The sequence below is a fragment of the Pseudoalteromonas luteoviolacea H33-S genome (genome assembly GCF_001625695.1).
Classification (GTDB): Bacteria; Pseudomonadota; Gammaproteobacteria; order Enterobacterales; family Alteromonadaceae; genus Pseudoalteromonas; species Pseudoalteromonas luteoviolacea_B.
Genome location: NZ_AUXY01000122.1, coordinates 181,577 through 208,401, shown reverse-complemented (window position 1 = coordinate 208,401; position 26,825 = coordinate 181,577). Strand labels below are relative to the sequence as shown.

Here is a 26,825-nt window from a genome sequence, read left to right as displayed (position 1 = left end):
CATGCTAAAGAATTATTTCGTTATCGCTATCAGTGTGTTAACACTGGCATTATTTAGTGCAGTTGCTAATGCCGCACAGGTTGATTTGAAAGACCCTTATAAGATGGTTCAACAAGTTGCGGACAATACGTTTAAGCGCGTGGCAAAAGACCAGAGCATCATTGCAAAAGATAAAGAGCATTTACGAGTTATCGTAGAGCAGGAGCTACTGCCATATATTGATTATAAATATGCTGCTTATCGCGTGTTAGGCAGCTATATACAAAAAGTGCGTAATATCAAAGATAAGCAAGAAAAGGCGCAAGCAGTCAAAAACATTCGCGCATTTATCGAGGTATTTAAATCATATTTGGTGGCGACATATGCTGGTGTATTTACCCAATATACCGACCAGAAAGTGGAGTTTGAAGCATCGCGTCCTTTTGCAGATGTTAATGTCGCGACTGTGAGAACCAAGATTGTTGAAGCAGGTAAACCAGACATTAAGATTGACTTTAAAGTACGTCAAAACAAGCAAGGTGAGTGGCGCGCTTTTGATATGATGGCTGAGGGGATCAGTTTGTTAGATGCTAAGCAAAGTGAATTACACGGTATTTTGCGTCAGCAAGGCATTGAGCATGTTATTTCTCTGTTAGAGAAGAAAAGCCAGCTGCCAGTGCAGTTCAGAGGGGATGATGGAAATGCCTAATCTGCACTTCAACAAAGTTGCTGATGACACGGTGGCGGTGAAAGGGGAATTGACCCGTGACACCTTAATAAATGAATCACTTCTTAACCAATTGTTAGAAAATGCGCAGTCAGTGCTGTATTTTGACCTTTGTGAGGTCTCAAGGGTTGACACCGCGGGCTTAGCTTGGTTAATTCACTCTTTAGGCAAATTAAAACGACAAGGCGTGCGCCTTGAGTTGCAGAATAGACCTGAGCAATTGCAAAATTTGATGGAATTGGGGCAGGTCACAACCTTATTTGAGTGAGTCCGATGGAAACAAATCAAGTCGAAACTGTTTTACAGCAAACTTTGACCTTAGAAGAAGTAAAAGTAAAAGCAAATGGCAGTCACTATGAAGTGATTGCTGTTGGCGAGTGTTTTGATGGACTAAGACGCGTAAAAAGAGAGCAAATGGTGTACGGCCCATTAATGGAAGTGATCAAAGACGGGACAATCCATGCTGTAAGCATTAAAGCTTTCACACCTACCGAGTGGCAACGCGAGCAAAAGTTTATCTTGCCACAATAATTAGGAGCCACAATGGATCAGTTTGTTATCCAAGGTGGCACCACTTTAAACGGTGAAGTCACTATCTCTGGAGCCAAAAATGCGGCTCTACCTATCTTATTTGCAGCATTGCTTGCTGATGGCAAAAGCATTTTCAGCAATGTGCCTCAATTACGCGATATTGTTACCACTGAAGCTTTACTACGCACACTCGGTGCTGAGGTAACATGGCGCGGCGACTTACTTGAAGTAGATGGTCGCTGTGTTGATAAAGTGCTGGCACCCTATGAGCTTGTGAAGCAAATGCGCGCGTCTGTACTCGCACTAGGACCTCTGCTTGCTCGCTTTGGTCAGGCACAAGTATCTTTGCCAGGTGGATGTGCAATTGGCGCAAGACCGGTGGATTTACACATCTCGGGCCTTGAGAAAATGGGCGCTCAAATTACAGTTGAAAATGGCTATATCAATGCGCAGACACCTCAAGGTAAGCGTTTGCAGGGCGCAGAAATTTTCATGGAAACTGTGTCAGTTGGTGCAACAGAAAACCTACTTATGGCTGCAACGCTCGCAGAGGGGACTACGGTATTAGAAAATGCCGCGCGCGAACCTGAAATTATCAACCTTGCTGAGTGTTTAACGGCGATGGGTGCGAATATTCAAGGGGCGGGCTCTAGTCGTATTGAAGTGCAAGGTGTTGAGAAGCTAAACGGTTGTGAGCATAAAATTCTTCCGGATCGTATTGAAACAGGCACTTTTTTGGTGGCTGCAGCAATGAGCAAAGGTGAAGTATTGTGTCGTAACACAGATCATACGAGTTTGGAGCCTGTGCTTGAAAAGCTTCGTCAAGCCAATGTCGCTGTTGAAGTGAATGACGACAGCATATTCGTCAGCATGAAAAACCGAGATTTAAAGGCGGTTAATATCAAGACCATGCCTCATCCTGGTTTTCCAACTGATATGCAAGCGCAGTTTACAGCGCTTAACGTTGTTGCCAATGGCAGCGCGACTATCACAGAGACTATATTTGAAAATCGCTTTATGCATGTGCCAGAGTTACAGCGAATGGGCGCAAATATTCGTTTGGAAGGCAACACAGCGATCTGTGATGAGACTCTGCGCCTATCTGGTGCTCAGGTAATGGCGACAGATCTTCGTGCTTCGGCAAGTTTGATCTTAACGGGGATTATTGCCGAAGGTGAAACTGTGGTGGACCGTATTTACCATGTGGATAGAGGTTATCAAAAAATAGAAGATAAGCTCAGTCGACTGGGTGCGAACATTCGCAGAAAACACAATTAAAAAAAGCGAGCTTAGCTCGCTTTTTTATTTAAAAGAGGCCTAGTAAATAGGGGTCTCTAATTCCATGACTTCGACCATAAATGATAAGCGCTGTCCATTTCGGTTTACTTCAAACTCCAATACTGTACCAGGTTCTGTATTACCTATGGTGCGAAGCGTTTGCTGTGGGTTAGTTATGGCTTTACCTGCCACTTTAGTGACTATATCCCCGTCTTTCATGCCTACTTGCCAAGCAGGACCAAGTGGGTCTAAGTCTCTGATGCGAAGTCCCATTATGGGGGTGTACACGTCTGTGATTATTTGGCCTTTGTTATCAACCGCGGTGCCTTTAAAACCGAGGTAGCCTCGAATGACGCGGCCATCTTCTATGATTTTAGTCATTACATCTTTGGCTAATCGATAAGGAACAGCAAAAGAGATCCCCTCAATATCGATATTATAGCGGGTGGTAAATTGTGCTGACGTGATCCCCACTAAGGTACCATTTGAATTGACCAATGCACCGCCTGAATTACCCACATTCACAGCGGCATCAGTTTGCAATAAGCTGTTGTATTGGCTCTCAGTCAGCGCTTGCTTTCCGGTTGCACTGATGATCCCTTGGGTAATGGTTTGCCCCAAGTTAAGTGGGTTGCCAATAGCGAGTACAACATCACCGATACGCGGCAATAGGTTATCATCCATGGGGATGACTGGGAGGTGGTTGTCTTCCACTTTAATAACTGCAAGATCCGTAATGGTATCAAAGCCGATAAGTATGCCGTAATATTGTCTACCGTCAGGTAATAACACGATAATTTGGTCTGCGCTGTTAATGACATGGTAGTTCGTTAAAATATAGCCATCCGTACTCATAATCACGCCTGAGCCGAGCTCTTGGATGCGATTTTGCCTTTTAAAGCGGGGGACGGAGCTAAAGCTTTCGGAAAAAATAGTGACCACGGCAGGTGCTGCGCGACTAACGCCATTGGCAAAGCTCATTTGCTCTACCGTATAAGGTACATTGAGGTTGGCAGCTCTTTCTTTTAATTCTGGCTTTAACCAGAGAATTAAAAACGCGATACCAAGCCCAATCAAGACTGGGGCAAGGATAAATCTAATAAATTGCAACACGGTTTATTATTATACATAGTTTATTTTGCGATAAATCTATGATGACACAAAACAACGCAGCGGCAAGAGCCGCTGCGTAATTCTGAGGCTTTTTTTGTGTTATTTATTGAATTAAATAGAAAACAGAATCTCTGCCTCGTTTAATACCTAGCACTATATTACCTTGAATGTCGTCGATTAGTCGCTTCATATCACGTACTGTGGTGACGCGTTGGCGATTCACCTGCATGATCACATCACCTTCTTGCAGTCCGACACGGGCTGCAGGTGAGCGCTCTTCTACGCTGACGACCACGATACCTTGATTACCGTTTCGCTCGTTACTTTCAAGTACGGCGCCTTGCAAGCTTGGGTGAATACGGTCAGCTTGTGCTTGTCGCTCGTTTTGACCTTGCAGCTTTACATCAAGGGTACGCTTTTTACCATCACGGTAAATGCCGACTTCAATTTCTCGTCCTTCACCGAGCGTCGCAATTTTCCCTCGTAATTCGTCAATGCTTTCCACATTGTCGCCATCAATACTGATGATAACATCGTTCGCCTTTACGCCTGCCTTTGCTGCCGCTGAGTCTTTAGTCACCTCTTGGATAAACACACCTTGCTTAACATCAAAGCCCTGTGCCTCAGCGAGTCCAGCGTTAAGTGTACGGCCAACGACGCCAAGAGAACCACGCCTTACTTGCCCGTACTCAATAATTTGATCAACGAGGTTCTTCATCATATTGGACGGGATAGCGAAGCCGATCCCAACATTACCGCCAGACGCTCCCAAAATGGCCGTATTGATGCCAATCAGTTCACCTTTTAAGTTGACCAGCGCGCCACCTGAATTACCTTGGTTGATGGCCGCATCTGTTTGAATAAAGTCTTCGTAGCCTTCGATATTTAAACCACTACGCCCCAGCGCGCTGACAATGCCAGAGGTGACGGTATGACTTAAGCCAAATGGGTTGCCTATGGCAACAGAGAAATCACCAACACGTAATTTATCAGAATTGGCGAGTTTCACTTCTGTGAGGTTGTCATTGTCGATTTGTAATAATGCAATGTCAGACTCTTTATCAGCACCGATCAGCTTTGCTTTAAACTCTCTACCATCTTCTAGTGTGACAAGGATATTGTCAGCTTCATCTATTACATGGTTATTTGTGACCACATAGCCTTCATCGGCATCAATGATCACCCCTGAACCTAACCCACTGAAAGGGCGTTTTTGAGTACGTGGTGGGGGATTGCCAAAGAAAAAATCAAATGGGTCAACACGGCGGCGCACTTCTTTAGCGCCAGAAACTTGAATGCTCACGACCCCCGGGGTTACGCGTTCTAACATTGGAGCCAGTGTGGGGAGTTGTTGACCATCAACCGCAACGGGTAGCCTTGCTTCTGCACTTTGTGGTGCTAAAAGTAAGCTTGAAGAAAAAAGCGCTGCGGATAATAAAGTTAATTTTAATTTCATAGTCTGGAAATTCTCCTAAATAACAGCGTTAAACACATCATTTTGGTCAACTCAAAACAGTTGTTTTCGTTCAAAATGACATGAGTTAGTTTTGTGAGCGGGGAGTACCCGCTCAGTTATTTGGTAGTTATTTCTAAAGACTATGGGGTCAAAAAAAAGTTCATCAAGAAGTTTTTAATTGCTCACTTTTTGCTCGCTCATCATTGAATAAACCGCTTTCTCCTTCTGCATAATCGGCAGGAGGTGCATTGTGTACAGATTCTGAATTCCGTCTTTTTTCAGGTCTTGCGCGCAAAGAAGCTTGAAGCTGCTCTGTGGTTTCTTTTGAGAAGAAAGGTTCATTTGATTGACTGCGCTTTTCTTCTAGTAACAGTTGATTTGTATCTTCAACATGCTGAAGCAGTTGGCTGTAATTGTCGTGCATTTTACCCACTAGCTTTTTAGTATTGGCTAAGTGGTCTGCCACATCTTGCCGGTATTGCTCCAAGTTTTGCTCTGCTTGTTGTGCTTGCTGTTCTAACTCTTCATGCTTGAACTGCTTTTTGGTAAAGAGTGAACCTAAGAAGAATGCACTGATCGCTACGATGATTAATAAGCCCAACCATGCAATTGTTGTCATATTTACTCCTGTGTAAGGTGAGTGACACCTGTTACTTTTACTAAAATACTCTCAATCGATAGGTTAAATATACGCTGAGAATGGATGCGTGTTAATATATTGGGCAAAGAAAACTGCTCAGTTTAATAAAAAATATGATGACGCCTTGGGAAAAGTATCAAGAAGACCTTAAAAGAGATGACTTTCAGTACGACAGTGCACAAGAAAACGCGGTCAAGCACTTGCAGCGTTTATATGATGATTTAATCGCACAACCTCCTGAGCCCAAAGGCTTCTTTGCAAAGCTGTTTGCAAAGAAGCAAGTAGAGCCGGTGAAAGGACTCTATTTTTGGGGCGGAGTAGGTCGTGGAAAAACGTATTTAGTGGATACTTTTTACGAGGCGTTGCCGAGCGATAGAAAAATGCGCGTACACTTTCACCGCTTTATGCATCGGGTTCATGATGAGCTCAAAAAGCTTAAAGAAGTGAAAAACCCTCTGAATGTGGTCGCAGATATTTTTAAAGCTGAAACGGATATCATCTGCTTCGATGAATTTTTTGTCCAAGACATTACGGATGCCATGCTACTTGGCGGATTAATGGAAGCCTTGTTTGAGCGCGGGATTGTGTTAGTTGCAACATCTAACATTGTGCCTGATGAATTATATCGAAATGGTTTGCAGCGCGCACGCTTCTTGCCAGCGATTGCATTGGTGAAAGCGAACACTGAAATTGTAAATGTTGACTCGGGTATTGATTATCGTCTGCGTACACTAGAATCAGCAGAAATCTTTCATAGTCCACTTGATACACAAGCGGATGCTAACTTGTTTGAGTACTTTGATAAGCTGTCACCAGAGCCGGGTGTACTTGATGCTGAGATAGAGATCGAAGGACGAATGATTAAAACTCGCAAGGTATCTGATTGCATTGCGATGTTTGATTTTACTCAATTATGTGAAACGGCCCGCTCACAAGTGGACTATATGGAAATTAGCCGTTTATATAACACGGTTATCTTATCGAATGTGAAGCAAATGGGACAATCTAACGACGATGCGGCAAGACGATTTATCGCTTTAGTTGATGAGTTTTATGAGCGTAATGTCACCTTGATCATATCTTCTGAAGCGCCTATCGACGAAATCTATACTGAGGGGACATTAAACTTCGAATTTAGACGTTGTATCAGTCGTTTACAAGAGATGCAGTCATTAGAGTATCTATCCAGAGAACACTTAGCTTAGTAAAATCACATTTCTGGCGGAAAAATCGGCCATACGCTGGTTTTTCCCAACTACCCTTGCTATAATCCGCGGCCTGCCACGTTGCGTTCTATAGCCCTCGTCGGCTTAGCCACCGACTTGAGGGGCAAAAAAGTCTTAAACTCGAAGGGGTTGAAGCACCATTAGTAGAGCGGTAGTCCTCTGACTACCTGTGGTTTTAACTGAAAACTTTGGATTTTATAAATGAAAACGTTTGTTGCTAAACCAGAAACTGTAAAACGTGACTGGTACGTAGTTGACGCTGAAGGTAAAACTTTAGGTCGTATTGCTACTGAAATCGCTGCTCGCCTACGCGGTAAGCACAAGGCTGAGTACACTCCACATGTTGACACTGGTGATTACATCATCGTTATCAACGCTGAAAAAGTTACTGTAACTGGTAACAAAGCTCAGCAAAAAATGTACTACGCTCACTCTGGTTACCCAGGTGGTCTTAAGTCTGTTAACTTCGAAAAACTTCAAGCTAAAAAGCCTGAAATGATCATCGAAAAAGCAGTTAAAGGCATGTTACCTCGCGGTCCTCTAGGTCGTGAAATGTTCCGTAAACTTAAAGTTTACGCTGGTAACGAGCACAACCATGCGGCACAACAGCCTCAGGTTCTAGACATTTAAGGAGCACTATCATGGCAAATCAATACTACGGTACAGGTCGTCGTAAAAGTTCAAGTGCTCGCGTATTCTTACGCCCAGGCACTGGCAACATCGTAATTAACCAACGTTCTATCGAAGAATACTTCGGTCGCGAAACTTCTCGCATGGTTGTTCGTCAGCCACTAGAGCTAGTTGAGCTATCTGAGAAGTTTGACCTTTACATCACTGTTGAAGGTGGTGGTATGACTGGTCAAGCTGGCGCAATCCGCCACGGTATCACTCGTGCACTAATGGAGTTTGACGAGTCACTACGTCCTACTCTACGTAAAGCTGGCTTCGTTACTCGTGACGCTCGTCGCGTTGAACGTAAGAAAGTTGGTCTTAAGAAAGCACGTAAGAAGACACAGTTCTCAAAACGTTAATTTATTACGTTTCAGAATGTCAAAAACCCAGCCTTGTGCTGGGTTTTTTGTTTGTTGTGCCTGTTATGTATATCTCTATTAAAACATCTTGAAATACGCCAATCTCACATTCAGTAACTTTCAGTAAACTCTAAAAGTTGTTCACTTTGTACGCTTATTGACCATTTCTTTTGCTACACTTGCAGGGCAAGTAAATTATTCGCGATATCGTCTGATTAAATTTTCATTCATCTGGACAGAGGTTGATCTTGGTCAGGAAATCATTGCGAAAGACGTCATATCATAACCTGTCGTTTCTAGTATTGGCTGTTTATTGAAGCGCTTAGCACTTTATATGGTCATAATTAGAATAGTAATAACCGTGTTTTTTACATGGTTTTTGCTAATGATCGCGTCTATTTTGAAATATCTTAAAATTAACCTGCTGTAACTGATGTTCTCAATATAGCAAGTGTTGAGGATCATAGTGGAGATAAGTGGATGAGCAATGCGCCTGTTGACAACAGCCGACGCCGTTTTTTAACTATCGCTACCTCTGTCGTAGGTGGTGTTGGTGCGGCTGGAGCTGCTGTTCCTTTTATTGCGTCTTGGAATCCGAGTGAGCGTGCTAAATCTGCAGGGGCTCCTGTAGAAGTGGACATAAGCAAACTTGAGCCTGGACAATTAATTCGTGTTGAGTGGCGAGGTAAACCTGTATGGGTTATCTATCGTACACCAAAAATGTTAGAACAAATGAAGCAACACGAAGATCAACTTCGTGACCCCAATTCTGACGAAGCACAGCAGCTGGGATCAGCGAAAAATAGCTATCGCTCTCAGCGAGAAGAGATTTTTGTTGCTGTTGGGATTTGTACCCACCTTGGTTGCTCTCCAACATTCATGAATGGTGGATTCGGTGAAAAAGTGGAAGGGACCGCAGATGGATTCTTCTGCCCGTGCCATGGCTCCAAATTTGATATGGCGGGTCGCGTTTTTCAAAATGTACCCGCACCTTTGAATTTGGAAGTGCCGCCATACACTTTCCTAGATGAGACCACGATTTTAGTGGGTGAAGAAGAGGAGATGGCATAATGGCGACTAATTACGAACAATCTAATCAAACTGCAGACGAGACGAATAAGCGCTCTGGCGGTGCTATTAGCTCAGTCGTCGACTGGATCAATGATCGCATTCCGATGACGCGCGTTTGGAATATGCATATTGCGCAATATCCAGCGCCGAAAAACTTCAACTTCTGGTATCTATTTGGCTCTTTAGCTATTTTGGTATTGGTTAATCAAATTGTGACGGGTATTTGGTTAACGATGAATTTTGTTCCTTCTGCTGAGGGGGCATTTGCTTCTGTTGAATACATCATGCGTGATGTTGAGTATGGTTGGTTATTAAGATATCTCCATTCGACAGGCGCATCAGCATTCTTTGTGGTTGTTTATCTGCATATGTTCAGAGGCATGATCTATGGCTCATATCAAAAGCCCAGAGAATTACTGTGGCTATTTGGTATGTTGATATTCTTGGCCCTGATGGCTGAAGCATTTATGGGCTACTTGCTACCTTGGGGGCAAATGTCGTTCTGGGGGGCGCAGGTAATCATTTCCTTATTTGGCGCTATTCCTGTTATCGGAGAAGACTTAACACTTTGGATCCGAGGTGACTATGTTATTTCAGGCGCTACGCTGAATCGTTTCTTTGCGTTGCATGTCATCGCATTGCCATTGGTGTTAGTGATCCTGGTGTTTTTACATATTGTTGCACTGCATGAAGTGGGCTCTAACAACCCTGATGGTATTGAAATTAAACGTAAAAAAGGCTCTGTGGCTGAAGAGGACAAGCCTAACTTTAAATTCCATGAATACTACACCAGTAAAAAAGATGTTGTGGATGCCATTCCTTTCCATCCTTATTACACAGTAAAAGACATTTTAGGTGTGGCAGGGTTCTTAATTTTATTCTGTTGGGTGGTGTTCTTTATGCCCGAGATGAATGGTTTCTTCTTAGAAGCCCCTAATTTTGAAGCTGCTAATCCGCTTAAAACACCTGAACATATATTCCCTGTTTGGTATTTTACGCCTTTCTATGCGATTTTACGCGCTATTCCTGATAAACTAGCGGGCGTAGTGGCTATGGGTGCCTCGATAGTCGTTCTGGCATTATTGCCATGGCTTGACCGAGGAAAAGTGCGCTCAATTCGTTATCGTAGCAAATGGCATAAGTTGAATATTGCACAATTTGTGGTTACCTTCTTGATCTTAGGTTGGGCTGGGGCGACTCCACAAACGGTATTTTCAACCATTTTGTCGCAGATTTGTACCGTGACGTATTTCATGTTCTTTGTGTTGTTGTATGTTTATTCAAAGAATGAAGTGACCAAGCCACTACCTACGAGGTTGACGAAATGATGAAAAAGCTATTAATCGGTTTATTCGCATTGTTGCCAACCTTAACAATGGCAGCAGGTCCATCAGTGCCACTAATGGACGCTAATATTGACTTGAGGGATAATGCATCGTTGCAGCGTGGCGCTAAATTGTTCATGAATTACTGTTTAGGTTGTCACCAGATGCAATACCAACGTTATGAACGTACTTTTCGTGACATTGGGATCCCTGTTGAAATAGGTAAAGAGACACTCATCTTTGATGACTCAAAAGTAGGCTCGCATATCTTAAACTCTATGTCGAAAGAGGATGCAGCTAAGTGGTTTGGTGCGGCACCGCCAGATTTAACCTTGATATCTAGAGTTAAATCACCAGATTATATATACACATACTTAAAGTCATTTTATAAAGATGAATCTCGTCCTTTTGGTGTGAACAATATCGTATTCCCATTGGTGGGGATGCCTCATGTTCTTCAAGAACTACAGGGCTTGCCAATGCCAATTACCGAAGACGTAGTTGAAAATGGCGAGACGGTAACCAAAATTGTGGGTGTCGAAACTGACGGCTCCGGTGAGATGAGTGACGATGAATATGACCAAGCGGCAAGAGATCTCACTAACTTTTTAGCGTATGTGGGTGAACCTTCTCGATTAGAATCTGAGGCAATAGGTATCAAAGTGCTCGGATTCTTGGTAATCTTCTTCATCTTAGCTTTCTTGTTGAAGAAAGAGTACTGGAGAGACGTTCATTAATTTGAACACTCAATGGTGATTATAGGTAATAGGGGCGCATGCCCCTATTGCTGTTTAAAGTGATTTGATTACTTTGTGATTAATTTATGGAGGTAGGCATGGCCGTAGCTGCCAATAAGCGCCCAGTTATGACTCTTTTTTCTGGTGCAAACTGTATGTATAGCCATCAGGTTCGTATCGTTTTAGCAGAAAAAGGTGTAAGTGTTGATATTCATCTGGCTGAAAAGGATAACTTGCCAGAAGCGCTACACGAAATTAACCCATATGGTACAGTTCCGACGTTAATCGATCGTGAGCTTGGCTTATATCAAGCTAATATCATTATGGAATATTTGGATGAGCGTTTCCCGCATCCACCACTGATGCCAGTTTACCCAGTTATGCGTGGACGCAGCCGCTTGATGATGCACCGCATTGAAAGCGATTGGTATAGCCTTGCTGAGAAAATCATTTCAGGCAATGACGTTGATAATGCGCGTAAAGAGTTAACTGAAGCACTTCTTGCTGTGGCACCTATCTTTGGTGAAGCGCCTTACTTCATGAGTGAAGAGTTTAGCTTGGTTGATTGCTTTATGGCTCCGCTATTGTGGCGTTTGCCTCAATTAGGTATTGAGCTGTCAGGCAGCGGTGCAAGTGAGCTGAAAGATTACATGTTACGTTTATTCGAGCGTGAGTCTTTCCAAGCGTCTTTGACTGATATTGAGCGCGAGATCCGCAGCTAATGACATCTAATCGACCTTATTTACTAAGGGCGTTCTATGAGTGGATCGTGGACAATCAGTGCACGCCACACATAGTTGTCAATGCCAACTTCCCTCACGTACAAGTGCCAGTCCAGTTTGTACAAGACGGTCAGATTGTCTTGAATGTGAGCCCAAGTGCGGCAAATAACTTCACTATGGATAATGATGCATTGAGCTTCAGTGCACGTTTTTCTGGCCAGCCAATGCAGGTTTATGTGCCTGTTGACGCAGTACTGGCGATTTATGCTAGAGAAAATGGTGAAGGGACAATTTTCTCTGAATCGACTATCGAAGAGGATTACGAAGAAGAATCGTATGATGCTGATGATGAGTTGGCCCCAGAGGTTGAACAGCAGCCTGATAGCGCTGCAGAGCAAACACCTTCACAAGAGGGTAAGCCTAAAAAAGGCGCTCATTTACGCGTTATCAAGTAAAAAAAAACCTGCATCAGCAGGTTTTTTTATGTTTGAGCTCACTATAGGTATTCAAAAGCCTTAATGACTTTTTCCACACCGTGAATGTTGCGTGCGATCTCTACTGCTTTTTCTGCTTCAGCAGGGGCGACCATCCCCATTAAAAAGACTTCTGCGTTTTCTGTCACAACCTTAATATTGGTGCCATTGACGTTATCATCTGCCAGTAGCTGTGTTTTCACTTTCGAAGTCAGCCATGTATCATGACCTTTGGTCGACAGGCCTATATTGCTGCCAATGCGGATTTGATTGAAGAGCTTTTTGACACCAATAACCGATTTCACCGCGTTATGCGCTTGTGTTTTCATCTCTATATTGGCTACTTGTCCTGTCAATAAAACCGTGCCATTGACACTCACAACATTGATGTTGGCATGCTTTGCCAATCTTTGGATTTTTTTAAGCTCAATAGTCGCTTTAATTTCTATGCTATTGTCGTCTATTTGTGAGCCGATAGTGCGTCGGTCATTTGCTGCCGATACCGCGCCTGCAGTCCCGGCGACGACCGCTGCTGCACAGCCTTGAAGTAGAGACAAAACAGCAATTAACAAGATGGGTTTTAACAGCATATTAGGCATCCTGAGGAAATAAAATATTGTCTATAAGTTGGCTCAAGCAATGTACTGTGAACATGTGAGACTCTAAAATTCGACTGGCGCGTTTACTAGGCACCCTGATCTCAACATCATTTGGCCCTAACAAACCGGTTAACTCCCCGCCATCGTTACCTGTCAGCGCGATGACTTTAAGATCTTTGGTCAATGCAGATTCAACAGCGCTTATGACTTCTTTTTCATTGCCGTTAAGTGCAATGGCAAAAAGTAAATCACCTTCTTGGGCGATTGCTCTTATCTGACGGGCAAATAACTCAGTTTGCGTACTTGTTGATTGGCCGCTGAGGTTAATGCTGGCTTGACTCAACGTCAGTGCTGGCAAACATGGTCGCTCAGTTTCATAAAAATTGATAAGTAAACTGGCAAAGTGTTCAGCAAGCATATGACTGCTTGGCTCACCACAGCAGATCAACTTATTACCATTGATCAATGTTTGAGAGATAACATAGGCAGCTGTCTCCAGCTGCTCAGGCAATGCCTCTCCCGCTGCTATTTGCGCTTGAATACTTTCGGTAAAGATGGCTTTGATTGATTCTTGCATATTAAAAAACGTTCTTTATCCAATGTATCGCATGTGGGGAATTCCCCTGTATTGCAACAAAGTCTACGCGCAGCGCTACATTATGCAAGGTAAAATCTTGCATGTATTGATATATGCTACGCCTTAAACGTTGCTGTTTTTGTTGTGAAAGTGTATTGAGTGCGCCGCCAAATTTAAGACTTTTACGGTATTTCACTTCAACAAATACCCAAGTGTGGGCATCTTTCATGATTAAATCAATTTCTCCATGTCGACACAAGTAATTACGAGCTATTGGCGTCAACCCTTGTTTTTGCAGATAGCGCTCAGCAACCTCTTCAAAATAAGACCCTTTTTCCCTGGTGTTGTTAAAAATCCCTTTTAGCATACTGTTATCCTTACAGGCTAAGTGTGTGATGTGATTGCTTGTATTTACTCTATTTGTTGCATAAATAACGGCGTAGGCGGTCTCTCATCTAGACTCACTAGTCGAATGCTGTTTTTATGGTATTGACCCCAGCTTAGCTTTCTATGTATCTGATTGGCTTCTTTAATGCTGAGTGCGCCGGTTAATCCATCAAACTCTTTGCCCGGTATTCTACTTAATTGTTTGAGCTCAGGTATTAAGTTGAGGGCATCATGGGCCATGGCAAACAAGCGTTGCTCGATATCAGCTTGCTCGGGCCAGAGTCTCGAATATGTGTCTCGCAGGTTTCGTTGATTCACAACGTCGGGGAGCATCCAGGGTAGCTCTGTAAAGTAGAGCCCTTCTAAATCTCCCTTGTCTGTTTTATCTATTTGCTTACTATAACTCCGTGAGCTTGCGTAAAGCGGGATCCGTTCTGCAAATGTACTGACGTTGACATCTAAATAGGGTTTGAGTAGTCGTGTCTCAATGGCGTCCCCAAGTATGTAGATCGCATCGATATCTCGTCTTGATCGTGTTTCACTTTCTACTTCACTGCGGAATAGGCTTTTGACTTCTTTTATTCGGGCTTTAGAGCGATCCACTTCTAGTAGCTCAGTGATCACCTCGACCATATCTTCGCTATTACTATAAAACCCAGCTTCAGGTTGGGTTTTGCTGAAGTTTTGCCATTGAGTATTGAAATGCGCAATTAATCGCTGCCCTGAGGGGGTATTGGGCGCGAGCAACATGGGTTTTTGGAAGCCTTTTGCTAAAAAGTGCACCATGGCTTGCTCAACTTCATGCTCAGGGTTTAGCGCGAAGTAATAGTGTTCAGTATGGACCCGTTGTGCTTCATCTGGGTTTACCTCATTGAGAAAAATAGCTGCAGACTGAGCGATAAACGGACTTGATTTAACCTTAACAATGTTGCTTTTTAAGAGTGGGCCTATGACAAAATCTGCTTGGCTTTTTTGTAACTCTCGCTCGATAAGTTCTGCGCTGTCCATTTCGTCAATAAAGTAAATTTCTTCAATTTGACTTTTATCCATGGCGGCTAAAAAGCCATTTTTTAATGCCGAGCCTAGACGTTCACTATTTCCTGATTGAGGCAGTAAAATGGCTAATTTGGTTGCTTGGTAAGGCGCTAGGTTGATGGCAGATTTCACCTCATTGGGGATAATAAAACTGCCGGGGTGATTTTTATAGCGTCTTTGCCAGTTGTTCATTGCTTGGTGTAATTGCACCGTGGAGCCTAAATATACTTGATGATACTTAGCGAGCTTTACCCAACCTTGTTGAATGACTGAACCACGATCAAAACGCTCTAGAGCGTAGGACGACAGTTGCTGTAAAGCTGTCCATATATCTTGATTTAAGCCAGTGATGTTGAGTTTGTTTTGTTGCGCGGTATCCGCGCTTTTAAAGTAATGAACGAGGGATTTTTTAGGTAACTTCTGAGAGGCAAAAATACTGCCTTTGAGGTATTGATGCCACCCTTTGTGCTCCGCAAGGGTAAGCTGATCACTGATATTCGTTAAAATAGTGTGTGCGCTTTCATACTTTCCTTGCTCTTTTTGTGCAAAGGCAATATAGAGCTTATTTTGTACATGATCGACGCTGGCTTTTGATTCTAACTCAAAGCAGATCTGCTCCAGCATAGGCCAATTGCGCTCTTTGATCGCAGCTTCTCGTGCACCGTAAAGCACTTGTATTCTATTTGCGCCTTGCTTTGAGAGTGCAAGTGCATACAGTGAACTCGCATCCATATTCTCAGTCGATTGCACGGTTGGTGCTTGAGTCTCTGGATTTGTTGCTGGTTGTACGTTTTTAGGGGTTGTGCCACAGGCCGATAAACCGGACAATACAGCCACTATTAGACTTATTTTTTTCAGTTGCACGCGTATACCTTCACTCATCACCTTGTATGTGAATATCTTACTGACTGATCTTGGAGAGCTCAATGACAAAAGCTGACACCTTAGACAAAATTGGCACCCTGCACATCGTTGCTACACCAATTGGCAATTTAGATGACATTAGTGAACGGGCGCTGAAAACCTTAGCTGACGTAGATCTTATTGCAGCAGAAGATACACGCCATACAGGCAAACTATTGAGTCACTTTAATATTAAAGCAAAAACCTTTGCTTTGCATGATCATAATGAAAAACAAAAAGCCCAACAAATATTAGATTGGTTGAATGAAGGTAAAGATATTGCGTTGGTCTCTGATGCGGGCACTCCTTTGATCAGCGACCCTGGTTATGCCGTGGTGAATTTGTGCCGAGAAGCTGGCGCGAAAGTGACACCGGTCCCAGGCGCCTGTGCTGCTATTGCTGCGGTGAGCTGCTCAGGGTTACCCACAGATAAGTTTCAATTTATTGGCTTTACGCCAGCAAAAAGCCAAGCGAGACAACAATTTTTTGTAGAGGCGTTTGAGTCTGGGATCACCAGCATTATGTATGAAAGCACGCATCGTATTATGGCGAGTCTGGATGATCTTGCCAGCGCGCTTGGAGAACAGCAGCAAGTGGTATTTGCCAAAGAGCTTACTAAAACGTATGAAACGTTTTTTAGCGGTGAAGTATCCGAGTTAATTACCTTTCTAACAGATGAACCTGAACGCCAGCGCGGTGAATTGGTACTGATATTACCGGGAAAAGGCAAAGAAACGGCCGCAATCACGCCTGAAGCACAAAAATTAATTTCGCTTTTGGAAGATGAAATGCCGCTTAAAAAAGCCTGCGGTGTGGCTGCAGAGTATTTTGGTCTTAAAAAGAATGCTTTATACAAAGCGATTATTGCACAAAGAGAAGAATAGCAAAAAATCCGCTGTGCTTTAGGCTAGAAACAGGTATAATGCGCCGCGAGTTGGCCGGATAATCGCTGCTTGTGACGAAAATGATCAAGGGGAGGAAAGTCCGGGCTCCACAGGGCAGGGTGCCAGCTAACGGCTGGGGGGTGAAAGCCCACGACAAGTGCAGCAGAGAGAAGACCGCCAACTTCGGTTGGTAAGGGTGAAAGGGTGCGGTAAGAGCGCACCGGGCCGCTGGTAACAGTCGGTTGCAAGGTAAACTCCACCCGGAGCAAGACCAAATAGGGTTCCTTATGGTGTGGCCCACATCGGAACCGGGTAGGTTGCTTGAGCCTAAGAGCGATTTTAGGCCTAGACGAATGATTATCACCTCGCAAGAGGAACAGAACCCGGCTTATAGGCCGACTCACATATTTTAGTAGCCGCTTGAGTCTTCAAGCGGCTTTCTAATCTTAAAAGCACAACTTTTCATCGCTGCGTACACTGCTGCACTCAAATTCCACTTTATAAATACCACGCTTGCAATCAATTCATTCCAACCTTGAGTTTTTGCTTTTACGCTCTTCTTGTTTGTTTTTTAGATACTTAAAGGTGTTGCCTCATCTTGTCATTAAGGTATTTAGCTGTTGTGCTTCTCATATTTTAATTGTTGTTTTGTTGTAAATAATGCCGTTTTGCGCATATTTTAATCCATTCCATATTCTTGGCACAATTGCATGTCATAAACCCTAAATTGAACTGTATCTGTCAATTAATAGGGGGTATTAATATTATGATGCGGACTAAACTGTGCCTAGCCTTGCTGACTTTAGGGGCGGCTGTCCCCAATAGTGCGCAGGCTGTCATGGCACCATTAACAATCCATGTTGATGAAAATACCAAAACGAACACCACCATAGGTCGGGTGAGTTTTGTTGATGGCGTATCTGATAAAACGGTGCGCTTGGAAGTCGGTAAAACGGACATTAAAAACTGGGTAACCAATGGTGAAGCATTTGAGCCCATCTCATTTGCCTCAAGTTTTACGCAAGCGCCGATTGTTTTTGGTCAGATCCAATCCAATAGTGACTATGCAATAGAGTATGAAGTAAGCACCTATTCTTATTCTGGCCTAACGAGCAAAAACAACAATAGATTATTGATGCGCCACCGCTTAGATAACGTTAGTGCGTTGGGCTTTGAGGCCGTACTTGAATCTGAGCTAGATAAAAAAGGCACCAGTGTCATTCAAAGCTTTACCAATACCGGTGAGGGTGAAACGCTTGGCTGGATAGCATTTGCTGAGCCCATCTCAGCACTTTGGAATGACAAGCCATTTGAAGTTTCAAGTACAGGTACTGCGGTGACACATCAGGTGTATGGTCACGCATTTAGTGCGCCGATGACAGAAACCCCAACGATTTTAACCTCCTTAGCATCCTACAATGGCACATCTCAAAGCGGTGTGGCGATTGATGAAGTCTCTGCAAACCGTGTGAAAGTGCATATTGATAACATTGATGATGACGCTCATGCGGCTGAAAACATCAATGTCTTCGCACTACAAGGCTCTGGTTTTTTATTTACAGAAAGCTTGGCAATTGTGGGGGAAACGGGCGTCATCAAAGTCGCTGATTCAGGCAGTGATGCGCCATTTTCTATCACTTTTTCGAAATCTTATAACAACCCTGTTGTATTCGTTCAAGCGGTCGGGATCGACAAAGACATTGTTGATGCGGCGGTACGCTTCAATTTCGTTGCGCCTATGATGCTGCAAGGATATTTGCATGGCGATAACGAAAGTGTGGTACCAAATCGCTTTGGTGAGTTTGAGCTGCATTATCAAATCTTTGAGGCGGGTCGTTGGGATATACCACTGGAACATTATAGCTATGAAATCGTCTCTGGTAACGATGCGGGTGTGTTCTCAATTGATGCAATCAAAGGCGACATTAAAGTTGCTGACCAAACGCAATTAGACTTTGAGTTGGGCAATAATCAGTACGTATTAACGGTTCGTGTGAAAGATGGAGCGGGCAATATGTATGATTCAACAGTCACGATTAATGTAAACGACATTAATGATTCTTTGAACAACAATGCGCAATCCATTGATGGTCTAGCAGCGGATGACTGGGCTGGTTGGTCAGTAGCCCCAGCAGGGGATGTAAACGGTGACGGTTTCGACGATATCATTGTAGGCTCTCCTCAAGCAGATGTTTATCGAAATGATGGCACCTTTATGTACGAAGATAATGGTGCAGCTTACGTTCTTTTCAGTGATGCAACGGGCACATTCCCATCCCTAACAGAAGTGATCGGTGGTACTCGTGGTTTTGGGATCATGGGAGCTGAGTCTGGCGACAACGCAGGTTTTGCTGTTGCTGGAGGTGTTGATATTAACGGCGACGGATTATCAGATGTAGTAGTTGGTGCGCCTTATGCCGGTACTAACGGTAAGAATTCAGGTTCAACCTACGTTGTATTCGGTAAAACTGGTACTAACTATGTTCCATTGTCTGATATGAATGCTGGCGGGAGCGATTACGGTTTTGCTATTCATGGTGCTTACACTGAAGACTATGTTGGTGGTACGTTAGTTGTTGGCGATGTGAATGGTGATGGTCTCGGTGACATTGTTATCGGTGAAACGGTTACGCGTTTTTTAGCTGGGACTGGTTCATTTGAATTAAGGGACTTGCTAGAAGATGGTACCGCAGATCCTAACTTAGCCTATGTTGTTTACGGTAAAAAAGACAATAACGTGGTTCAGTTAGCCAATGTTGCGACAGACTACAACACGCAAGGTTTTGCGATCACTCGCCCAAGCCGAAGGTTATTCAGTGGGTGGCACTACGGTGCACAAGTATTACCCACCGGTGATTTTAACAGTGACGGCTTAACGGACTTTATCGTAAGCCACGGTTTATATGTTGATACATCTGGTACCAGTTATGTGGCGTATGGCCGTATTGGTGGTGAATCAATAAAGTACAACAGCATCAAGTCGAGTGGAAATGGCATTAAAATCATCCCTGAAGCCAGCGGCAACTATGGTTTTAACTTTGGCCGTGCAAGTTTAAATACACTGCCTTCATTTACCACTTCTCACGTTGGTGACGTGAATGCTGATGGTGTTGACGACATTGCCTTGTTACTGACCGATACAGGGTGCTGCTCTGCCATTGACCACCCGCGTGCGTATATTTTATTTGGTGGTGTAAATGTTGCCGATGAAATTAACTTAGCGGATATTGCACAAGGCAACGGCGGTTTTGTCATTCATAATGATGCGTCCAACATTGATCACAGTGATTTGCAGGTTATTTTGGGCTCCATAGGTGGGGCAGGCGACTTAAATGGTGATGGTTTTGACGATATCATTATTGGCGACCCGTTTGCAGAAGATAACAAAGGTCGTGTGTATGCCGTGTATGGGCGTGCAGGCACAGATCCTGTTTACCTAAGCGAAATCATTGAGACAAAACAAGGTTTCTACTCTGAAGGTAACGGGGGCGAGCAGTTAGGTCAGTTCATCGCCAGCGCCGGTGACATCAATGGCGACGGTATCAAAGATATTCAATTTGGTACGCCTTCTGCTGATAAAAACAATTTAGGCAATACCGGTGCAGTGTATGTATTAAACGGCGACGGTAATTTGGTGACACTTTGGGGCACTGTGGGTGACGATACAGTCGCAGGTGCAGCAACGGCAGATAATATCGCAACTGGAACCGGTGATGATGTTATTCGCACCAATGGGGGGGCTGATGCGGTGTATGCAGGTCCCGGTGAAGATACCATTTATATTTCTGATAATACGTTTACCCGTATCGACGGGGGCGGTAATACAGATACGTTGATCTTTGATGGGGCAGGTATTAACCTCAATCTCGCAGCGCAAGCATCTCGTGTTCGTAACGTAGAAGTGTTTGATATACGAGGCTCAGGTGCAAACTCAATCACATTGAATAAAAGTGTCAGCAGCAACTCAAACTTGCGCATTTTAGGTGATGATGATGACTACATTGGTGCGGCGAACAACCAGTGGGTTGATTCAGGCACAACGCAAGTTATCGACAATATCACTTATAAAGTGTTTACAGTCGGTGCTGCAACCATGTTAGTGCAAGACGGTGTGAGTATTGCCGTGAACAATGCGCCCACCATTGAAGCGCAATCTTTCACTGTGAGCGAAGCTTCTTCAAGTGGTACTGAAATTGGCACTATTTTGGCTGACCCTAATGATGTCGGTGACTTTGTTACTTTCCAAATTCTAAGTGGCAACACAGATGGTGACTTAGTGCTAGATGCACAAACGGGTGTATTGAGCATCAGCCCTGACATTTCTCGTTTAGACTTTGAGAACACCGCTACGTATAACTTAGAAGTCATCGTTTATGATCAATATAACACCACAGATGTGGCAAACATTACCGTTGATGTATTAGACATGGAAGCCATGACCATTAGCTTTTCCGGTGACGCAAGTGGTGAGGGCAGTTATTGGGGTAACAATACCGTGCTTGAATTACTCGGTATGAGTTCACCTGATTGGGCGTCAACTGAAACCAAGATGACGTGGGATATTCCTGAAACAGGGACTCCTGCTGAGGCAACTATCTTCAGAGTGTTAGCGCACGGTAAAATCCATTACGTCGGTGGTTTAGATTTATTTGGCGGTTGGGTTGAAGCTGATATTCCACTCACAATGGACTTGAAGTACCCTGATGAGATTCAAGTGGGTCAACCAGTTAATCTAACTACGCAATTTAAAGTAGATTCAAACGCTAACTTCATGGCGTCATCGCCTGGGGTGCAAGTTTCTGCGGAATTAATTATTGAAGATCTATTAGTACAATATCAATCAGATGTTTTTGAAAAGCTAAACGATAAAACTGAAATAGAGTACGGCTCATATGAAAAAACTGTTGGTTCAGAGTCATTTGGTATTTATGGTGACAACTGTGCCAATGCGCTTAATCGAGCTGCGTGCTACGAATTAGAAGACGGTGTTGAAGTTTACGATTTAACTCGTGAGCTGACGGATGACGAAATTGCTACCCTCATTGCAGAACACCACTATGAGTTATCGCTAGCAACGACTATTGCGCACGCAAGACAAGTGAGTTCAAACCTGACGTACGACACCAGCATGGTTGACGGCGACTACCTTGTAGATGTGGTTTATGCTCACCTAGGTGCGACTGATGGGTTTGAAATCATCAGCACAGATCACTCAGATCCTTTAGCATCGATCACACCTTTCATTCGTGCTGAAACGACAGACGAAGAGATTGCGCTGTATATCAAAAACCTAACTCGCGATACGTTAGCTGCGGACATAAAGTCCACCGCTAGAAAAGCCGTTGAGAAAGCCATTAACTTAGAAGTAGATAAACTACGCTTCCTTGCTGGTCATGACTTAATAGATTGGGTATCTGAAGAAGTATACTGGGGGTCAAACTGGACCAAATGGCATGCTAAAGCTGGCATGGAAGCGGTCGAGGGGACCTCTGAACAATGTATTGACGATTTTTATGCTCCAGTGGGCGAAGATTTATATCGTAGTTATAAGTTCAGCACCTTAGATACTTTTGTGAGTATTACGTTGGATTTATTCCAAGACTTTGAGTTGAACGTTGAACCTTCAGCAATTTTAGTGTTAGAAGATGGCACAGAAATTTATTTTGACCCAGAAGAAGACATCGTATTCACGCCTGAGCTTACGCATGACGTTAATAACGATGGCATGATCGACGCGACATTAACGGTGGATGTTGAATCTAAGTTTGTGAACAACAGTAAGATGAAAGCATCATATAAAATGCCGTTTAAATTCTTAGAGTTTTCTTACAACGTGCAAGAAGCTGTATGTACTGATGCACAAACTTACTTCATGGGTAAGCAAGGCATACAATACGAGAAAGGCTCTTATGGTCCAATGATGGACAGTGAGTGGGTGTTTGAGTTCTCTGATACGGATTTTGGTGGTCCAACTGAAGTTACCCTTGCAGACAATTCATATACAACACACCTGTCGTTTGACTTATGTAATACCAATGGCGTGTGCGGCGAGCCGGTATTGTCTTACAACAATAATGTGCCTGTTGCCTCGGATGTCACAGTAACGGGTGAGTTTATTGGTAAGTCGACAGTATCTGCGACTTATGCTTACTCAGATCCAGATGGAGATATCGAAGAAGCGACGCGTTTCCAATGGTATCGCTCTGCAACTGGTAATGAGACTGACGCACAAGTGATTGAGGGTGAGCTTTACCAATCATATACCTTGTCGTTAGACGATATTGATAACTACGTGGCATTTTGTGTGACACCTGATGATGGCACAGATCTTGGCAGCCCTGTATGTTCTGAGTGGACATATGTAGAAAGCCCGTTCCACAAAGATCTATCAATTATGAACGGTTTCGGTCAATCTATTGTCTTTGACGGCACGGATCAGAGCATGCTTCAAACTCTGAACTCAGGTTTTAATCCGAATAGCTCTTATACAATTGAAGCATGGGTGAAAGTGAATGCATTGAACCCCGATGACAATTCAAACTTAATAACCTTTACCGAAAGCGACAACAAGTCAAAAGCTGCAATCAGAATATTCTCTGATGGTCGCTTACGTATCAAAGCAACGAATACCACATTTAAATCGACAGAAACAATTAACGTTGGTCAATGGCAACACTATGCCATCAGTTATGATCAGCCGACACAGCAGCTATCTGTGTATTTAGATGGTGAATTGATCATCTCTGAAGTGGACGCTGCTGACTCAAGTAATGTGTATTTTGTATGGGGTTCAGGCAACGATGGTGTAAGCAAGAAGCTAAATGGTCAAATTGATGAGATCCGCATTTGGAACCAAGCATTGTCTCAAGCGCGTATCGTAGCCCAAAGATCATTGGGTGCATCGTTAAATGATCCTGCACTTATGTCTTATTACACCTTCGATACGATGGTCAGCAGTGATGTAGTCGATCTTGTCGGTCAAAGTACCATGACGTTAGTTAACGAGCCAACGTTAGAAAAATACGACTCGTACTTAACACTTGATGGAAATGGAGATTATATCGAGATTGCTGATGCAAGTGACGGTTCGATAGACTTTGCTGGTGACAACTTTACAGCCTCAGCTTGGATTTATTTAGAGCCAGGTTCAAATGGGTCAAACCGGAATATTTTTGCGAAAAAAATATCTGCAGCCCCGGGATATAAAGGCTGGAGCTTAAGTGTTAACAGCGCTAATAAATTGCAATATCACCATGATGCTGTCAATGACGGCAAGAAGACCTATGCGGCAGGCACGTTTAAAACGGGTCGTTGGTATCATGTTGCAGTGGTCGCCGATTGGGAAGGTGGCAAGGTGAGGTTGTATATTAACGGCAATGAAGTCGCCAGTTCTGGTAACGGCTTAGGTAATAAACGTAACTTGAGCAACCATAAACCACTTCGTATAGGAGCATATAGCCATACAAATACGACTTCAAACACCTTTAAAGGTCACATTGACGATGTCGCTATATGGACGCGAGCATTGTCTGAGGATGAGTTGAATGTATGTAAAGATGACATGGTGTTGGGCTGTGAACAAGACCTATTAATCTATTATGACTTTGAACAGGAAGCCCGTAAGAATAAAGCAGTTGATAGATACAACGGCACTATTTTTGGTGCGGCCGAAGTCAATCATGGTCTGAATGTTAAGTTTACGACCACTGAGTATGTTTCGTTTGTAGGCAAGCTTCCAGGTGGATCAGGTATCACGTTTGGACTCGCTGATGCGCCAGCTTATGGTGAGGTGGTCATCAATGAGTATTCAGGCGAATTTACCTATACGCCAAACGGTAGCGCAAATGGCGCAAGTGATTCATTTAGCTATGTCGTTTACGATAACAACAATGGATATAGTCTCAAGCAGATTGTGACCATTGAGTTTGAATAAGTTTTCTGGCACTTAACAAGTTTAAAGCCGTGATACCAAAAGGTGTCGCGGCTTTTTTATTTTGATAAATTACCTAATGTATTACACAACTTGGTTTTCTGGTTCTCATAATCGATAGATCTTTTTAGCTGCGCTCATACCTTTAATTAATAGTCTATTCAATGTTAAATCTCTACATCACACGGTCTTTAGTCAGTATGTTGAATATAAGTTTGGCTTAGAGTGTATTTGAATCATGCTAGCTAGAGTTGCAAGGCCGTCGTTAACTAAACAGCGCTTAACTTTATAGTATGTAGTCTTAATAAATATATTGATGAGAGAGCAGCGTGAAGCAGAAGGTTTAAAAACCTAGCTATATAATTCCTTTTAATACAATCATGTAAGAATAGAAGTGTAATCCCCGTGACATATTCCTTAAATAAAAAAGTCATTTTTTGTACGTACACTTGCGCGTGCTCACAATTGATTACGTTTTAGGAACATTCGAATGAAGATGAAATTTGTTGCACTCGCAGTGTCTGCGGCTTTGCTTACGGGTTGTAATGATGACACTCAAACTGTTGAGGTCATTAAGGAAGTTGAGGTTGCGAAAGAAATTGAAGTGGTAAAGGAAGTAGTTAAAGAAGTGGTTAAAGAAGTTCCTCCTACGCCAGTCACTTCGGTTAAAAATATCATTTTAATGATCGGTGATGGCATGGGTCCTCAGCAAGTCGGTTTACTTGAGGAGTATGCTCAGCGCGCACCTAACTCAGTATACAAAAGTAAAAATAACCAAACCGCGCTGTCTAAGTTTGCCAATGCAGGCCACTTGGGCTTATCACTGAACGCTCCACATGGACCAACAGGCAGTCTAGTTACAGACTCCGCGTGCTCTGCAACACAACTAGCAACAGGTATTTCAGCAGGCTCTGAAATGATAGGCTTAGATACTCAGGGCAATAAAGTTGCGACTATCTTAGAAAAAGCGAAAGCGATGGGTAAAGCGACAGGTTTAGTTTCGGATACTCGTATTACTCATGCGACACCTGCTGCTTTTGCTTCACACCAACCGCACCGCTCTTATGAAGACAAAATTGCTGAAGAGCTTATTTCATCTGGTAATGTAGACGTGATGCTTTCGGGTGGAGCGCGTGTTTTCTTACCGCAAGATGTTGCTTCAAACGAAGAAGTTCAGAAGCAACTAGCCGAGCTTGGGATGCCCAGCGGCGTTTATAAAAAGTCTAAGCGTAGTGACAACGAGAACCTAGTTGTTGAAGCAAAAGATCAACATGGCTATGCATTGGCATTTGATAAAACCCAATTGATGGATGTAGAAGGCGATAAGTTATTGGGTTTATTTGCAAACTCGGGTATGGCTGATGGTATTGCATACAAAAAGTGTCAGCAGGACAACAGCTGTACACAGCCTTCATTAAAAGAGATGACAATCAAAGCGCTTGATGTGTTATCTAAAGATGAAGATGGCTTCTTCTTGATGATCGAAGGGGGTCAAATTGACTGGGCAGGCCACGCGAATGATGCTGGCTGGATGTTAAATGAACTACTTAAATTTGATGAAGCAGTTGAAGCTGTTCATGAGTGGGTTAAAGACCGCAACGATACGTTAGTTGTTGTAACCGCTGACCACGAGACGGGTAGCTTTGGTTTTAGTTATTCAAATTACAATACGCCAGAGGCGGTTCCATTACCAGGTGATGGCATGGGTGATGCTTTGTATAAACCAAAATTTAATTTTGGTGCATTAAGTCTACTCGATACGCTTTACAATCAGGAAGGCACGTTCTACGACATCATGGGTGATGTAGATGGCAGTTACAACTTTGCAAATAGCAGTGCAGAGCAGTGGCAAACGGCCATTACTAAGCATACGCCATATACTGTAACGCTTGAGCAAGCCGCAACGATTCACGAGTCTCATGAAACAAATGACGATGGTCATCCGTTGCCGCATTTCGAAGATTTTTCTGATTTCTATGTATACGGTACGGAAGACTTCACAGGTAAGATTGCACGCGTTGTTGCAACACAGCAAAATGTAGTTTGGGGCACTGGTACTCACACCGCTGCGCCAGTACCTGTATATGCATTTGGACCAGAGGGTATTACAAAGCAATTCTCAACATTGCAGCATCACGTCGATATCGCCAATAAAATGATGGCGGCTCTGGGTGTTAACTAATAAATAAGAAACAGTTCAA

General features: G+C 43.4%; 22 protein-coding genes and 1 other RNA gene. 16 read left to right on the top strand and 7 right to left on the bottom strand.

From position 1 onward, the window contains the following. Position 1 precedes the first annotated feature (1 nt). From N477_RS23285 to murA, 4 genes are read left to right on the top strand one after another with little or no spacing between them, the layout of a single operon-like run. Complete coding sequence (locus N477_RS23285) at positions 2 to 688, top strand: MlaC/ttg2D family ABC transporter substrate-binding protein (RefSeq protein ID WP_063361386.1); 687 nt, start codon at positions 2 to 4, stop codon at positions 686 to 688. Then, complete coding sequence (locus N477_RS23280) at positions 681 to 974, top strand: STAS domain-containing protein (RefSeq protein ID WP_063361387.1); 294 nt, start codon at positions 681 to 683, stop codon at positions 972 to 974. The genes N477_RS23285 and N477_RS23280 overlap by 8 nt, the downstream gene beginning before the upstream one ends. A 5-nt stretch (positions 975 to 979) precedes the next feature. Next, positions 980 to 1,237: a BolA family protein gene (locus N477_RS23275; protein ID WP_046355780.1), complete on the top strand. Its 258-nt coding sequence runs from the start codon at positions 980 to 982 to the stop codon at positions 1,235 to 1,237. 12 nt (positions 1,238 to 1,249) lie between these two features. Beyond that, complete coding sequence (gene murA / locus N477_RS23270) at positions 1,250 to 2,515, top strand: UDP-N-acetylglucosamine 1-carboxyvinyltransferase (RefSeq protein WP_063361388.1); 1,266 nt, start codon at positions 1,250 to 1,252, stop codon at positions 2,513 to 2,515. A gap of 39 nt (positions 2,516 to 2,554) precedes the next feature. On the opposite strand, the gene N477_RS23265 is transcribed toward murA, so the two are convergent. The 3 genes from N477_RS23265 to N477_RS23255 all read right to left on the bottom strand — a co-directional run bounded on the left by N477_RS23265 (position 2,555) and on the right by N477_RS23255 (position 5,703). Beyond that, positions 2,555 to 3,628 (bottom strand): trypsin-like peptidase domain-containing protein, encoded by a 1,074-nt coding sequence (locus N477_RS23265; RefSeq protein WP_063361389.1) that lies wholly within the window; start codon positions 3,626 to 3,628, stop codon positions 2,555 to 2,557. A 103-nt stretch (positions 3,629 to 3,731) separates the two neighbouring features. Further along, positions 3,732 to 5,084: a DegQ family serine endoprotease gene (locus N477_RS23260; RefSeq protein WP_063361390.1), complete on the bottom strand. Its 1,353-nt coding sequence runs from the start codon at positions 5,082 to 5,084 to the stop codon at positions 3,732 to 3,734. 163 nt (positions 5,085 to 5,247) lie between these two features. Next, the gene (locus N477_RS23255; protein ID WP_063361391.1) at positions 5,248 to 5,703 is read right to left on the bottom strand and encodes a YhcB family protein; all 456 of its coding nucleotides are present in this window, start codon (positions 5,701 to 5,703) and stop codon (positions 5,248 to 5,250) included. Between the two features lie 137 nt (positions 5,704 to 5,840). On the opposite strand from N477_RS23255, the gene zapE reads away from it, so the two are divergent. From zapE to N477_RS23215, 8 genes are all read left to right on the top strand, one after another. Next, a complete protein-coding gene (zapE, locus tag N477_RS23250) occupies positions 5,841 to 6,929 on the top strand; it encodes a cell division protein ZapE (protein WP_063361534.1) in 1,089 nt (362 codons plus the stop codon). Positions 6,930 to 7,151: 222 nt separating this feature from the next. After that, entirely contained in the window at positions 7,152 to 7,580 is a 429-nt protein-coding gene (gene rplM / locus N477_RS23245) for a 50S ribosomal protein L13 (protein ID WP_023397225.1), read from the top strand. Between the two features lie 8 nt (positions 7,581 to 7,588). Beyond that, positions 7,589 to 7,981 carry a 30S ribosomal protein S9 gene (gene rpsI, locus N477_RS23240; RefSeq protein WP_155732008.1) on the top strand — a complete coding sequence of 131 codons (393 nt, stop codon included), beginning with the start codon at positions 7,589 to 7,591 and terminating at the stop codon, positions 7,979 to 7,981. Between the two features lie 480 nt (positions 7,982 to 8,461). Beyond that, a complete protein-coding gene (gene petA / locus N477_RS23235) occupies positions 8,462 to 9,052 on the top strand; it encodes a ubiquinol-cytochrome c reductase iron-sulfur subunit (protein WP_063361393.1) in 591 nt (196 codons plus the stop codon). Between the two features lie 104 nt (positions 9,053 to 9,156). Then, positions 9,157 to 10,380, top strand: a complete 1,224-nt coding sequence (locus N477_RS23230) for a cytochrome b (protein WP_063361535.1) — start codon at positions 9,157 to 9,159, stop codon at positions 10,378 to 10,380. Further along, positions 10,377 to 11,114: a cytochrome c1 gene (locus tag N477_RS23225; protein WP_063361394.1), complete on the top strand. Its 738-nt coding sequence runs from the start codon at positions 10,377 to 10,379 to the stop codon at positions 11,112 to 11,114. The genes N477_RS23230 and N477_RS23225 overlap by 4 nt, the downstream gene beginning before the upstream one ends. 98 nt (positions 11,115 to 11,212) lie before the next feature. Next, positions 11,213 to 11,836, top strand: coding sequence for a stringent starvation protein SspA (sspA, locus tag N477_RS23220; RefSeq protein ID WP_063361395.1), 624 nt, complete (start codon positions 11,213 to 11,215; stop codon positions 11,834 to 11,836). Next, positions 11,836 to 12,291 (top strand): ClpXP protease specificity-enhancing factor, encoded by a 456-nt coding sequence (locus N477_RS23215; protein ID WP_063361396.1) that lies wholly within the window; start codon positions 11,836 to 11,838, stop codon positions 12,289 to 12,291. The genes sspA and N477_RS23215 overlap by 1 nt, the downstream gene beginning before the upstream one ends. 41 nt (positions 12,292 to 12,332) lie before the next feature. Here N477_RS23215 and dolP read toward each other — a convergent pair whose 3' ends face one another. The 4 genes from dolP to N477_RS23195 are packed head-to-tail and all read right to left on the bottom strand — an operon-like array spanning position 12,333 to position 15,771. After that, positions 12,333 to 12,899 (bottom strand): division/outer membrane stress-associated lipid-binding lipoprotein, encoded by a 567-nt coding sequence (gene dolP, locus N477_RS23210; protein ID WP_063361397.1) that lies wholly within the window; start codon positions 12,897 to 12,899, stop codon positions 12,333 to 12,335. 1 nt (position 12,900) lies between these two features. Continuing rightward, complete coding sequence (locus tag N477_RS23205) at positions 12,901 to 13,485, bottom strand: SIS domain-containing protein (protein WP_063361398.1); 585 nt, start codon at positions 13,483 to 13,485, stop codon at positions 12,901 to 12,903. 1 nt (position 13,486) lies between these two features. Next, complete coding sequence (locus N477_RS23200) at positions 13,487 to 13,852, bottom strand: YraN family protein (protein ID WP_063361399.1); 366 nt, start codon at positions 13,850 to 13,852, stop codon at positions 13,487 to 13,489. Between the two features lie 44 nt (positions 13,853 to 13,896). Further along, positions 13,897 to 15,771: a penicillin-binding protein activator gene (locus N477_RS23195; protein WP_063361536.1), complete on the bottom strand. Its 1,875-nt coding sequence runs from the start codon at positions 15,769 to 15,771 to the stop codon at positions 13,897 to 13,899. A 62-nt stretch (positions 15,772 to 15,833) separates the two neighbouring features. Here N477_RS23195 and rsmI point away from each other — a divergent pair, with 62 nt between their 5' ends. The 4 genes from rsmI to N477_RS23175 all read left to right on the top strand — a co-directional run bounded on the left by rsmI (position 15,834) and on the right by N477_RS23175 (position 26,806). Next, a complete protein-coding gene (rsmI, locus tag N477_RS23190) occupies positions 15,834 to 16,694 on the top strand; it encodes a 16S rRNA (cytidine(1402)-2'-O)-methyltransferase (RefSeq protein ID WP_063361400.1) in 861 nt (286 codons plus the stop codon). A 46-nt stretch (positions 16,695 to 16,740) separates the two neighbouring features. After that, positions 16,741 to 17,101: RNase P RNA component class A (rnpB, locus tag N477_RS23185), an RNA gene on the top strand. Between the two features lie 359 nt (positions 17,102 to 17,460). After that, positions 17,461 to 24,627, top strand: a complete 7,167-nt coding sequence (locus N477_RS23180; protein WP_063361401.1) for a LamG-like jellyroll fold domain-containing protein — start codon at positions 17,461 to 17,463, stop codon at positions 24,625 to 24,627. Positions 24,628 to 25,114: 487 nt separating this feature from the next. Further along, positions 25,115 to 26,806, top strand: a complete 1,692-nt coding sequence (locus tag N477_RS23175; RefSeq protein WP_063361402.1) for an alkaline phosphatase — start codon at positions 25,115 to 25,117, stop codon at positions 26,804 to 26,806. Positions 26,807 to 26,825: the final 19 nt, after the last annotated feature.

What these genes read in the sequence shown, in the direction of transcription:
- N477_RS23285 (WP_063361386.1), top strand. Translation starts at nt 2, where the DNA reads ATGCTAAAGAATTATTTCGTTATCGCTATCAGTGTGTTAACACTGGCA.
- N477_RS23280 (WP_063361387.1), top strand. Translation starts at nt 681, where the DNA reads ATGCCTAATCTGCACTTCAACAAAGTTGCTGATGACACGGTGGCGGTG.
- N477_RS23275 (WP_046355780.1), top strand. Translation starts at nt 980, where the DNA reads ATGGAAACAAATCAAGTCGAAACTGTTTTACAGCAAACTTTGACCTTA.
- murA (WP_063361388.1), top strand. Translation starts at nt 1,250, where the DNA reads ATGGATCAGTTTGTTATCCAAGGTGGCACCACTTTAAACGGTGAAGTC.
- N477_RS23260 (WP_063361390.1), bottom strand. Translation starts at nt 5,084, where the DNA reads ATGAAATTAAAATTAACTTTATTATCCGCAGCGCTTTTTTCTTCAAGC.
- N477_RS23255 (WP_063361391.1), bottom strand. Translation starts at nt 5,703, where the DNA reads ATGACAACAATTGCATGGTTGGGCTTATTAATCATCGTAGCGATCAGT.
- zapE (WP_063361534.1), top strand. Translation starts at nt 5,841, where the DNA reads ATGACGCCTTGGGAAAAGTATCAAGAAGACCTTAAAAGAGATGACTTT.
- rplM (WP_023397225.1), top strand. Translation starts at nt 7,152, where the DNA reads ATGAAAACGTTTGTTGCTAAACCAGAAACTGTAAAACGTGACTGGTAC.
- petA (WP_063361393.1), top strand. Translation starts at nt 8,462, where the DNA reads ATGAGCAATGCGCCTGTTGACAACAGCCGACGCCGTTTTTTAACTATC.
- N477_RS23230 (WP_063361535.1), top strand. Translation starts at nt 9,157, where the DNA reads ATGACGCGCGTTTGGAATATGCATATTGCGCAATATCCAGCGCCGAAA.
- N477_RS23225 (WP_063361394.1), top strand. Translation starts at nt 10,377, where the DNA reads ATGATGAAAAAGCTATTAATCGGTTTATTCGCATTGTTGCCAACCTTA.
- sspA (WP_063361395.1), top strand. Translation starts at nt 11,213, where the DNA reads ATGGCCGTAGCTGCCAATAAGCGCCCAGTTATGACTCTTTTTTCTGGT.
- N477_RS23215 (WP_063361396.1), top strand. Translation starts at nt 11,836, where the DNA reads ATGACATCTAATCGACCTTATTTACTAAGGGCGTTCTATGAGTGGATC.
- dolP (WP_063361397.1), bottom strand. Translation starts at nt 12,899, where the DNA reads ATGCTGTTAAAACCCATCTTGTTAATTGCTGTTTTGTCTCTACTTCAA.
- N477_RS23205 (WP_063361398.1), bottom strand. Translation starts at nt 13,485, where the DNA reads ATGCAAGAATCAATCAAAGCCATCTTTACCGAAAGTATTCAAGCGCAA.
- N477_RS23200 (WP_063361399.1), bottom strand. Translation starts at nt 13,852, where the DNA reads ATGCTAAAAGGGATTTTTAACAACACCAGGGAAAAAGGGTCTTATTTT.
- rsmI (WP_063361400.1), top strand. Translation starts at nt 15,834, where the DNA reads ATGACAAAAGCTGACACCTTAGACAAAATTGGCACCCTGCACATCGTT.
- N477_RS23180 (WP_063361401.1), top strand. Translation starts at nt 17,461, where the DNA reads ATGATGCGGACTAAACTGTGCCTAGCCTTGCTGACTTTAGGGGCGGCT.
- N477_RS23175 (WP_063361402.1), top strand. Translation starts at nt 25,115, where the DNA reads ATGAAGATGAAATTTGTTGCACTCGCAGTGTCTGCGGCTTTGCTTACG.